Genomic DNA, 11846 nt, shown 5'->3' with positions numbered 1-11846 from the left:
TATCCGAAATTTATATAACTATATTTTTTTTTGCAAAAATAATTTTAGATTGACAAATTATCTGTTTATCAACTGTAGCTGTATTTTTAAAAACTAATAGATTTCTTTTAAACTGCAAAAAAGTCACGTTTATAATTATCTGATCTCCAGGGATAACAACTTTTTTAAAACGTGCATTATCTATTCCGACAAAATAATATAATTTATTAATATTTAATTGACCTGTACTTTTATATATTAAAATACCTGATGCTTGCACCATAGATTCAATAATAAGAACACCCGGGAAAATTGGTTCTTTTATAAAATGCCCTTGGAAATGTGGTTCATTCATAGTACAGTTTTTAATCGCTTGTAAAGATTTAAAATTTTTTACGTTTAAAATACGATCAACAAGTAAAAAAGGATAACGATGAGGTAAAATATCAAAAATTTTGTTAATATTTAAAATATCGCATTGCTCATTCAAATTTATTGACCTATTTAAAGTTTATGAAAAAATTATGTTATTAAATACTATAATAAAAAATAATACTAATATAGTTAAAATATTATGTTAATTTTTTTAATGTTACCAATTTTTCCCAAAATGAAATTGAAACGGCTCTAATTGAGAATTTTTATTTTGTTGAATTGGAAGAGCATAAGAAAAAAATAATGGGCCAATAGGAGATAACCACTGTAATGATACACCAATAGATGAATAAATATTGTTTAATATATCATCTTTAAAAGAAAACTCATGAATTTTTTTATCATCATCTAATGATACATCCCAAATATTACCAACATCTAAAAATAAAGAAGTACGTAAATAATGAGAATATTGACGTTGTATAAATGGAATATGTGTTATCATTTCTAAATTAGTAGTAAAGCTAGTATTCCCGCCAATAGTATCAATTGATTCACATGCATGATTGTTAATATATCCGGTACAATTTTTTGCATTGGAAATATTATAAATTTTTTTAGGACCAATAGTATTTAAACGAAAACCTCTAATATTACTTTCATGATTAGAATAAAAATTTTCATAAAAAGGTAATTTTTCTTTATTAAAAATATTACCTACACCTAAATGCACGTGACTAAAAAATATAAAATCTTTTTTCTTATCAAGCGGTAGATAATTTTCATTATCTAATATAAATTTATAAAAATTATTATCTGATCCTGGAGTGGTGTTTTTTCCGCTAATATATATTTGATGACCAGAAATAGGAAAATAAAGAGACTCTAAAGTCGAATATATCCAAGAATAATTTAAGGTAAAATCATTTACTCTTTTATTTTTTAAAAACATTAAATCCATAGATGTATTTCTTGCATCATCAGGATTAGTAATGTTTTCTTTGTTTTTTATTCCATTATGAGTATATCCAAAACCAAAATTGATTTTGTTATAATCATTAATTTTAATTCCTAAATTACTTTCTAAACCATAAGTCGTTTTACTAAAATCCGAAGAACTATCAAAATTATACTTCAAGTCATTATAGAACAATCTAGTGTTTAAATCTTTAATATTTGATATAAAATATGGATAACTTATTGATATATCTGCATATTTTTGATTATCATTTTTAATAATACTAGCTTTAAAAGAATTTCCAGAACCAAATATATTATCTTTAGATAAAGCAGCATTAAAATTAATGCCATTATCTACTCCATATCCTAATCCAAAATTTATTGAACCAGTTGGTTGCTCGTGTACTTTATAAAAAATATCTATTTGATTAGAATTAGGAGAATATATTTTTTTTATAATTTCAATATTTTTAAAATATTTTGTTTTTTCTAATGATTTTTTTCCTAAATTAATTAAATGTAAATCAATATATTTACCTTCTATTTGTTTGATTTCACGACGTAATACTTTATCTTGAGTAATGGTATTACCAATAAAATGAATTCTATGTACAAAAAAACGTTGTTTTATATCAATATAAAAATTTAAAACAATTGTTTTAGTTTTATTATTAACTTCAGGTTGAACTTGAACAATAGCATTAATATACCCATGATCAGATAAAAATTTTGTAATTTCATGAATAATATTATTAATTTTTTCTTGATTATATAACTCATTATTATTTATTGTAACAAATTTTTTAATTAATTTTTTATATGGATTAAAATTTCCTAAGAAAAAGATTTGTGAAATATGATACTTTTCACCTTCAGAAATATTAATTTTAATATCAATTTGATTTTTATTATTAATAAAATCAATTTTTTTATCATTAATATGAAAATAAAAATAACCATGATTTAAATAAAAATTATTTAAACGCTTTAAATCTTGATCTAATTTTTGAGGAGAATAAACACATGTTTCAAAAAAATTACATTTAATAGAATAATTTTTTGATTGTAATAATGAAGTAACTTGTTGTTCAGAAAAATGTTTTGCTCCTAATATTTTAATACTATTAATCTTTTTGATTATACCTTCATTAAAAATTATTTTTAAATTAATAGTATTATCCTCAGAACTTTGTTTAAATATTTGTACATTTGATTCAAATCTTCCAATATTATAAAAAAAATCTTCTATTGTTTTAATAAGTATGTTAATAGAAAGAGGATCAAATACACTTCCTTTTTTGATATTTAATTTTTGTAAATATAAATTTAGAACTGAATTTTTGATAATATGATTACCAGTAAAAATAACATTAGAAATAATTGGTTTTTCTTTTACACGAAAAATAATACTTTTTTTTGAATATATTACTTTAATATCTTGAAATTTTCCTGTAGCAAATAATGATTTAATACTATTTTTTACATCATACTCAGAAATTACATTTCCTATATCTAAAATAATATGTTTTGATGCTTCATTTTTTGAAACATTATGTAATCCTTCAAATTGAATATTATTAATGATGCCAATATTTTTTGCATGACTTGAAATACTAAATAATACTAAAAAAGTTATAAAAAATTTTTTAATAAACATTGTTATTATAATTTTTCCTACAATGAAGTGTGATACGGATTTTTTAAAATATATATTTATAGAAATAATTAGATAAAATTATATCTAAAAATAAAATTTTGTTTGATATATTTCAGAATTAAATATTTGAAAATTTTAAAAAATATTTTTCAAAAATTTATTTTTCAATCAATTGATATTTTATCAATAAAATTTTAATAAATAAAACATACATTATGTTTAATTTTAAAATCCACCAAAACGTCGTTCACGAGATATAAAAAAATTAATAGCATCTTGAAAAATATACTGATCAAAATCAGGCCATAAAATATCAGTAAAATATAATTCAGAATAAGCTATTTGCCATAATAAAAAATTACTAATTCTTTTCTCTCCACCTGTTCTAATTACTAAATCTACTGGAATTAGTTCATTAGTAGATAAATACTGAGAAAACGTCTCTTCTTTAATTTCATTGATATGTAAAACACCTTTTTGTACTTTATGAATAATTTTTTTCACACCTTGAATTATATCCCATTTTCCACCATAATTTGCAGCTATATTTAAAATCAAACCATTATTATTTATAGTTAATTTTTCTACTTTATGAATACTATTTTGTAGTTTTTTATTAAAAAATGTAATATCACCAATTACTTTAAATTTAATGTTATATTTTGTGAACTGATCAAGTTCATTATTCAATATAGAAAAAAATAAATTCATTAAATATTGAACTTCAAATAATGAACGATTCCAATTTTCAGTACTAAAAGCATATACAGTTAATATTTCCAAATTTTTTAAGATAGAAAATCTTACAGCATTTTTTAAAGCTTTTACTCCTTTTTGATAACCTATTGAATACATTTTACCTTTATTTTCTGCCCATCTTCTATTTCCATCCATAATAATTGCTACATGACGAGGATAATATGTTTTAGATTTCTGACTTTTGTTTAATAAAGATTTATATTGCATAAAATGTATATGTTTCTCTAAAAAAGAATTTTATTAAGATATTTTGTGGATGAAAAAATAATTTTTATCATATTTTGCTAAAATGATATACTTTCTTTTTTGCTAGTATTCTTGATTTTTTATCAATTTCTAACACATCTTCAATACAATTAGGTCGTGAAAAACAAGCTGATGTTAACGTTTCAATATTTATTTGATAAATCTGAGTAAATGAAATTTGCGAATTAAGAAAAGCTGATACAGCAATTTCATTAGCAGCATTTAATACAATCATATCTGCTGGACCATGATTAAAAGCATCAATGACTAATTTTAAACATGGAAACTGAATAAAATTAGGTTCAAAGAATGTTAAATTTTTAATTTTTGAAAGATTGACAAAATTAATTTTTGTATTAATACGATTAGGCCAAAACATTGCATAAGAAATTGCAATTCTAATATCAGGAATTGATAATTGTGCTAATAACGAACCATCACAATATTGAATCATAGAATGAACAATAGATTCAGGATGAATTAAAATTTTAATCTCTAGTTCTAAAGCATTAAATAACCATTTTGCTTCAACATATTCTAAACCTTTATTCATCATTGTAGCTGAATCTACTGAAATTTTTTTACCCATTGACCAATTAGGATGCGCGCAGGTTTGATTTGGAGTAACATAAGATAAATCTGAATCAGAAAAATGATAAAAAGGGCCACCTGATCCAGTTAAAATGATATGATCAACACCACATTTTGTTAAATCAGTCAAACCAATTTTATTCTGAATATTTAAAGGTAAAACTTGAAAAATAGCACTATGCTCACTATCAATAGGAAAAATTTTAGCTCCATTGGACGCAAGTGCTTTCATAAATAAATCACCACATGTAATTAAAGATTCTTTACTGGCTAGTAATATTGTTTTTCCAGCATGTATTGCAGATAAAATTGGCAATAGTGCAGCCATACCAACAATCGCTGCTACTACTTGATCAGTTTCTTCTAAAGCAGCTAAATAACAAATGTCTTTTTCTCCAGAAAGAACTTGTGTATTTATTTTTTTAACTTTTATTTGTTTTCTCAATATATTAGCAGCTTGTTCATCTCTCATTGCCACCCAATCTGGTGAAAATAATTCACATTGTTTTAACATCATTTTGACATTGGTATTAGCAACTAACGCAATGACTTTAAAAAAATTTGGATGTTTTTTAATAATAGATAATGTGTTAATACCAATAGAACCAGTAGATCCTAAAATGGTTATTTTTTTCATAAATTTTCTTAATTATATAAATCATACATTTTACATGAATGGATTAAAATATATAACTTTTAAAGTTTAACATTGCATTAATTCCATTTCTTTCTTTAATAAAATGGAATCTATTTGTTTAATATAATCGTTAGTCATATTTTGTATTTTTGTTTGAGCAACATATTCATCGTCTTCACTAATTATTTTGTTTTTAAGATGTTTTTTAATTTGATCATTAGCATCTCTTCGAATATTTCGAATACTAATACGACTATTCTCAGCATCATTACGAATAATTTTAACTAATTTTTTTCTTCTTTCTTCTGTTAATGTAGGTATTATTATTAGTATATCTTTACCACGTGAAATTGGATTTAAATCTAAATTTGAATTTAAAATAGCTTTTTTAATTAATGGAGTAATAGAAATATCAAAAATATTAATTTTAAGAGTATGAGAATTTTCAACAGTTATATTAGATAATTGGTATAAAGAAGTTTTAACACCAAAATATTCGATGTAAATATTATTTAATAATGCAGGTGATGCTCGACCAGTTTGAATATTATTAATGCTATTTTTAAATGTTTCAACGCATATTTTCATTTTTTCACAAGTTTTTACATTAATTTGATTAATCACATGATGACCTATAAAATATTCTTAATTAATTAAAATATTATTGAATTATTAATATGGTTATGCTTAATATATTCAATTATAAACTTAATTACCAATAATTGTGCCTTCACAATTATTAGCAATAACACGAGATAAAGATCCAGGTTTTTTAATATTAAACACAATAATTGGTACATGATGATCTCTTGCTAATATAAAAGCAGCTAAATCCATTACTTTAAGTTCTTTTTGAAGAACATCTTGATATGTTAATTTTTTATATAAAATAGCATCAGAATATTTTTTCGGATCTTTTGAATAGACTCCATCTACATTAGTTCCTTTTAGAACAATATCAGATTTTGTCTCAATAGCACGTAAACAAGCTGCAGAATCAGTAGTAAAAAAAGGATTACCTATACCTGCAGAAAAAATAAGTACATAATTATTAGATAATAAATTTATTGCCCGTTCATAATTATATGTTTCACAAATACCATTAATTGGTATAGAAGACATTACACAAGTATTAATGGATGAGATAGAATTAATCATATCTTTCATTGCTAAACTATTAATCACAGTTGATAACATACCAATATGATCTGATACTACACGATTTAAACCTAATTTAGATAAATTTTCCCCACGAAATAAATTACCACTTCCAATAACTAAACTTACCTGAATACCAATATTGACAATGCATTTGATTTCTTCTGCTATTCTTGTTAAAGAATTTATATCAATTCCAAATTTGTTGATTCCTTGTAACGCTTCTCCACTAATTTTTAATAAAATACGTCGATATAAAAATTTATCATGTGTAAACATATTTTTAACCTAAATATATTTTGTATTAATGTATTTTCAATCTATTTTTTATTTAGACATATTTTCACCCAATTCAAATCTAGAAAATGATATAATATGTGAATTATTTTCATTTAGTATCTCACCTACTGTTTTTGTAGGATCGATAATAAAATTTTGTCCTGTTAAAGAAATACTATTAGTAAATTTTTTCATTCTTCCTTGTATAATTTTATTCAACACATCAGATGGTTTTTTTAAATTTTTCACTAATTCTGATTGAATTTGATATTCACGATTCCATTCTGTACTAGGAATATTGTTTGGATGTAAATATTCTGGTTTACTTGCAGCTATATGCATAGCAATATTTTTTAACATTACTTTATTTAATCCAATAGCACTAACTAATACACCAATTCTAATACCATGTACATATGAATAAATATTTTCTCCTTCAATCCAACAAAAACGTCTAATGTTAATATTTTCACCAAATTTTAATATTAAATCTGTTCTTTTTTCTTCAAATTCACTTCTAATTTGATCAATATTTTTTATTTTTTTTTCTAGTGATTTTAATATAATATTTTGTCCAAAATTAATAAATAAATTATCTTTAGATACAAAATCAGTTTCACAATTTAATTCTAACATTACACCAAAATTATTTTTAATATTTGAAAAAATAATTCCTTGATTTGTAATATTATTATTTTTTTTTACAGCATTTAATTTTCCTGATTTTCTTAAATTATCAATTGCTGACTCGATATCTCCATTTTCTTCTATAAGTGCTCTTTTACATTCTAATAAACCTATTCCTGTACGAGATCTAAGATTTTTAATAAGATCTGCAGAAATACTAATATTTACCATATTATATTCCTTATTTTAAAATTTTTTATTTATATCCATAATTGTATTCAATATGATATAAATGAATTTTATATATCATTTTTTAAATTAATTAATTTATTATTAGTTTTAGAACAAATAAGTTCTACAAATTTTAAATATAACGTTACTGACCTAATAGCATCATCATTACCGGGTATAATGTAATCTACACCATCAGGATTAGAATTAGTATCAACTATAGCAAAAATAGGTATACCTAAATTATTTGCTTCTTTAATAGCAATATTTTCATGAGAAGCGTCGATGACAAATAAACAATCAGGAAGACCTCCCATATTTTTAATTCCTCCTAAACTATTTTCTAATTTATATAATTCTCTTGATCTTATTAATGCTTCTTTTTTGGTTAATTTAGAAAATGTACCATCTTTTGATTCTATTTCTAAATCTTTTAAGCGTTTGATAGATTGACGAACAGTTTTCCAGTTTGTTAACATTCCTCCTAACCAACGATGATTTACATAAAATTGTTCGCAATGTATAGCAGTTTCTTTAATTTTTTTACTAGCAGCTCGTTTAGTACCTACGAATAGTATTCTCCCTTTTCTTAAGTATATCTTCTTTAATTCAGCAAGAGCTAAATTAAACATTGGCAAAGTTTTTTCTAAATTAATAATATGCACTTTGTTTCGTACGCCAAAAATAAAAGGTTTCATTTTTGGGTTCCAATAACGTGTTTGATGACCAAAATGAACTCCGGCTTTAAGCATATCTCGCATTGATATCATTTCCATATTTACACTCCTGGCATATAAAATATTAAATACTTTATTAAGTAATATATTAAAAAATAGCAAATATCAATATATTAATTTTATCTTCTCTTATTTTTTATAATATAAAATATGTTTATATCACATTTTTAATAAAAATTTGTTTATATATTTTAAATTAAATAAAAAAAAAATAATATATTTTACAGTATAATTTAAACATATCTTAAATTATCAAAATTGATATAACAAGTGACTAAATACTATGAGTTGTATAATTAAAACAGCATTAGAAATCAAAAATATGAGAAAATCTGGCAAAATAGCAGCTGAAGTGTTAGAAATGATAAGTAAATATATTAAACCAAATATAAATACTGAAGATATTAATACAATTTGTCATGATTATATTGTACGGAAAAAACAAGCTATTCCAGCTTGTTTAGGCTATCATGGTTTTCCAAAATCTATATGTATTTCAATCAATGATGTAGTTTGTCATGGTATACCTAATACAAAACAGATATTAAAAGAAGGAGATATAGTTAATATTGATATTGCAGTTATTAAAAATAAATATTACGGTGATGCTTCAAAAATGTTTTTTGTAGGTAAAGTTAATCTTTTATCAAAAAATTTATGTCAAGTAGCTCAAAACAGTCTGTATTTGTCTTTAAAATCAATTAAACCAGGTATACCATTATATAAAATTGGTAAAATAATCGAAAAATATGTAAATAAACATAATTTTTCTGTTGTAGAAGAATATTGTGGTCATGGAATTGGTCGAAATTTTCATGAAGAACCTCATATATTACATTATTATAATAAAAATAATAATATTCTTCTAGAAAAAGGAATGATTTTTACAGTCGAGCCAATGATTAATGCTGGTAAGCGACATGTTAGATGTATGTCAGATGGATGGACAGTTAAAACTCAAGATAATTCTTTATCTGCACAATATGAACATACAATATTAGTAACAGAATATGGTTGTGATATTTTAACATGGCAAAAAGGCGAAATAATTTCTCCAAAATTAATTAACAAAACTTAAATTAGTGTAAAAATAATATTTAATGTATTAAAAATAGGTTTGTATAATCAATGAAAAAATTAAAACAAATAGTTGAAAAAGTATATAAAAATAAAAATAAAATAAATTTTAATGATATTGATTATAATGTCATACAAAGCATATTTGAAATTATTACATTGTTAAATTCTGGTTCTATTAGAATAGCGGAAAAAAAAAACAATGTTTGGATTACACATGAATGGTTAAAAAAAGCAGTTTTATTATATATGTATATCAAACAAAACAGACTTATAACAGGTAATCATACCAATTACTATGATAAAATTCCATTAAAATATGAGCAATACAATGAAGATCAGTTTCAAAAAGAACAAATTAGAATAGTGCCTCCAGCCACCATCAGATATGGTGCATTCATTAATTATAAAACAGTTATTATGCCTTCTTATATTAATATAGGATCATATATTGATACAGGGAGTATGATAGATACTTGGGCTACTATAGGATCGTGCGCTCAAATTGGAAAAAACGTCCATATATCTGGAGGTGTAGGTATAGGAGGTGTATTAGAACCGTTACAAAATAATCCTACAATTATTGAAGATAATTGTTTTATTGGAGCTCGTTCTGAAATTGTAGAAGGAGTTATTATCGAAAAAGGATCAGTAATTTCTATGGGTGTTTTTATTGGGCAAAGTACTAAAATTTACGATAGAGAAAATGACAAAATTTTTTATGGAAGAGTACCATCTAATTCTGTAGTAGTACCTGGTAGCTTACCATCAAACAATAAAAAATATAATCTTTATGCTGCTATTATTGTTAAAAAAGTAGATTCAAAAACATTAAAAAAAACAGAAATTAACCAATTACTAAGAAATGTTACATAAAAATAAACCGCCCGTGTTTTTCGGGCGGATTATTATAATTATTATTCACTAACTAAATATATAGTATTATTACCTCTTTGAACAATAAATACTAATATTTTTGGTTTACTATCTAACACAGCTTTTAATTCATTTATATTACTAATGAATTTTTGATTAACTCCAAGAATAACATCATCTTTTTTAAATCCTATTTTAGATGCTGGAGTATTTAATTTGACATTTTTTACTTTTACTACATGTTTTCCATTGAACGTAAAATTATATACTTCTATACCTTCTATTCCTACATAAATATTTTCTGAATTCAAATTATTTCTAGTAGATTCTTTTAATTCAACAATTATATTTTTAATATTTCCTGTTCTAAAAATTCCTAATTCCATTTTTGTTTTTACCGGTAATGACCCAATTTCTGCACGTAATGCAGAAAAACTAGAAATAGGTTTTTTATTTAAAGAAATAATAATATCTCCAGCTTTAATGCCTGCTTCAAAAGCAGAAGAATTCGGCATCACTTGACTAACAAACGCCCCTTTTTGTATATTAATCTTCATTATTTTTGCTAAATCTGAATTAAGTTCCATCCCAATTATACCTAATTCTCCTCTTCTAACTTGTCCAAATTGTACAATTTGTTCAGCTAAACTTTTAACCATATTTCCTGGGATAGCAAATCCTATGCCAATATTTCCACCATCTGGAGCTAAAATAGCAGTATTAATGCCTATTAATTCACCATTTAAATTTACCAAAGCCCCACCAGAATTACCTCTATTAATAGCAGCATCAGTTTGAATAAAATTTTCATAATGTTCAATATTCAACCCGCTACGTCCTAAAGCAGAAATAATACCTGAAGTCACTGTTTCTCCTAATCCATATGGATTTCCGATAGCTACAGTATAATCTCCTACTCGTAACGAATTAGAATCAGCAATTTTTATTGCGCTTAAATTATTTGCATGTTTTAATTGTATTAAAGCTATATCAGAACGCGCATCTTTACCAATAACATGCGCTTCATAACGACGTCCATCACTCAATTGTACTTGAATTTTGTTTGCATGTTCAACAACATGGTTATTTGTGACGGCATATCCTTTTTCAGCATTAATAATCACACCCGATCCTAATGCTCGAAATTTTTCATTAGTATTATTAGAATTAGGATTCAATTGACAAAAAGGTGAATTATAAAACGGTGAGTTTTCTTGACAAAAAGGAGAATTATCACCAAAAAATGGTTGAAATGGATGAGGTAAACGTGAAGTATGTACTATTGTACTTCCTTCAACATTAATACTAATTACTGAAGGCATTACTTTTTCTAACATTGGAGCTAAACTAGGACATGCTGTTTTAGAAAATGCATGACTATGCATTTTGCTAACAGCAAAATTCTGACAAAAAATACCTAAACTGAGTAATACAGTGAAAATGAAAGGTGTTTTTTTTAATATTATAACTAATTTTTTCATTATTTCTTTCTCATAATTACAATCTAAGCGATAAATAAAAAATATCATCATGACATTATGTCAGATAAATGTTTATTATACACTTCATAACTATTTAACTCTATTTCTCTTAAATATCTATCTTAAAATATTTATTATGAAATATGTTTATTAATCAAATCAATCAAAAAAAATTG

At 24.0% G+C, this 11846-nt stretch carries 11 protein-coding genes; 2 read left to right on the top strand and 9 right to left on the bottom strand.

All coding sequences use genetic code 11. The features are described from left to right. Positions 1-10: 10 nt before the first annotated feature. The 8 genes from fabZ to rpsB all read right to left on the bottom strand — a co-directional run bounded on the left by fabZ (position 11) and on the right by rpsB (position 8275). Complete coding sequence (fabZ, locus tag GUU85_RS01105; RefSeq protein WP_163119180.1) at positions 11-469, bottom strand: 3-hydroxyacyl-ACP dehydratase FabZ; 459 nt, start codon at positions 467-469, stop codon at positions 11-13. Between the two features lie 102 nt (positions 470-571). Then, complete coding sequence (gene bamA, locus GUU85_RS01100; protein ID WP_163119178.1) at positions 572-2971, bottom strand: outer membrane protein assembly factor BamA; 2400 nt, start codon at positions 2969-2971, stop codon at positions 572-574. A 225-nt stretch (positions 2972-3196) separates the two neighbouring features. After that, complete coding sequence (gene uppS, locus GUU85_RS01095; protein ID WP_163119175.1) at positions 3197-3937, bottom strand: polyprenyl diphosphate synthase; 741 nt, start codon at positions 3935-3937, stop codon at positions 3197-3199. A gap of 67 nt (positions 3938-4004) precedes the next feature. Next, a complete protein-coding gene (gene ispC, locus GUU85_RS01090; protein ID WP_163119173.1) occupies positions 4005-5204 on the bottom strand; it encodes a 1-deoxy-D-xylulose-5-phosphate reductoisomerase in 1200 nt (399 codons plus the stop codon). Between the two features lie 66 nt (positions 5205-5270). Continuing rightward, positions 5271-5828 (bottom strand): ribosome recycling factor, encoded by a 558-nt coding sequence (frr, locus tag GUU85_RS01085; RefSeq protein ID WP_163119171.1) that lies wholly within the window; start codon positions 5826-5828, stop codon positions 5271-5273. Between the two features lie 84 nt (positions 5829-5912). Beyond that, positions 5913-6641 (bottom strand): UMP kinase, encoded by a 729-nt coding sequence (gene pyrH / locus GUU85_RS01080; RefSeq protein ID WP_163119169.1) that lies wholly within the window; start codon positions 6639-6641, stop codon positions 5913-5915. A gap of 48 nt (positions 6642-6689) precedes the next feature. Further along, positions 6690-7499: a translation elongation factor Ts gene (tsf, locus tag GUU85_RS01075; protein ID WP_163119167.1), complete on the bottom strand. Its 810-nt coding sequence runs from the start codon at positions 7497-7499 to the stop codon at positions 6690-6692. A 68-nt stretch (positions 7500-7567) separates the two neighbouring features. Next, positions 7568-8275 carry a 30S ribosomal protein S2 gene (gene rpsB, locus GUU85_RS01070; protein ID WP_163119165.1) on the bottom strand — a complete coding sequence of 236 codons (708 nt, stop codon included), beginning with the start codon at positions 8273-8275 and terminating at the stop codon, positions 7568-7570. 244 nt (positions 8276-8519) lie between these two features. On the opposite strand from rpsB, the gene map reads away from it, so the two are divergent. Together map and dapD are read left to right on the top strand one after the other, a co-directional pair. Continuing rightward, the gene (gene map, locus GUU85_RS01065; RefSeq protein ID WP_163119163.1) at positions 8520-9314 is read left to right on the top strand and encodes a type I methionyl aminopeptidase; all 795 of its coding nucleotides are present in this window, start codon (positions 8520-8522) and stop codon (positions 9312-9314) included. A gap of 50 nt (positions 9315-9364) precedes the next feature. Further along, positions 9365-10189: a 2,3,4,5-tetrahydropyridine-2,6-dicarboxylate N-succinyltransferase gene (gene dapD, locus GUU85_RS01060; RefSeq protein WP_163119161.1), complete on the top strand. Its 825-nt coding sequence runs from the start codon at positions 9365-9367 to the stop codon at positions 10187-10189. A 41-nt stretch (positions 10190-10230) separates the two neighbouring features. On the opposite strand, the gene degP is transcribed toward dapD, so the two are convergent. Further along, positions 10231-11670 (bottom strand): serine endoprotease DegP, encoded by a 1440-nt coding sequence (gene degP / locus GUU85_RS01055; protein ID WP_163119159.1) that lies wholly within the window; start codon positions 11668-11670, stop codon positions 10231-10233. Positions 11671-11846: the final 176 nt, after the last annotated feature.

The organism is Buchnera aphidicola (Uroleucon sonchi), assembly GCF_011035165.1.
GTDB classification, from domain to species: domain Bacteria; phylum Pseudomonadota; class Gammaproteobacteria; order Enterobacterales; family Enterobacteriaceae; genus Buchnera; species Buchnera aphidicola_BE.
The sequence above is the reverse complement of the archived record's forward strand: the minus strand, read 5'-3'. Positions and strand labels throughout refer to the sequence as shown.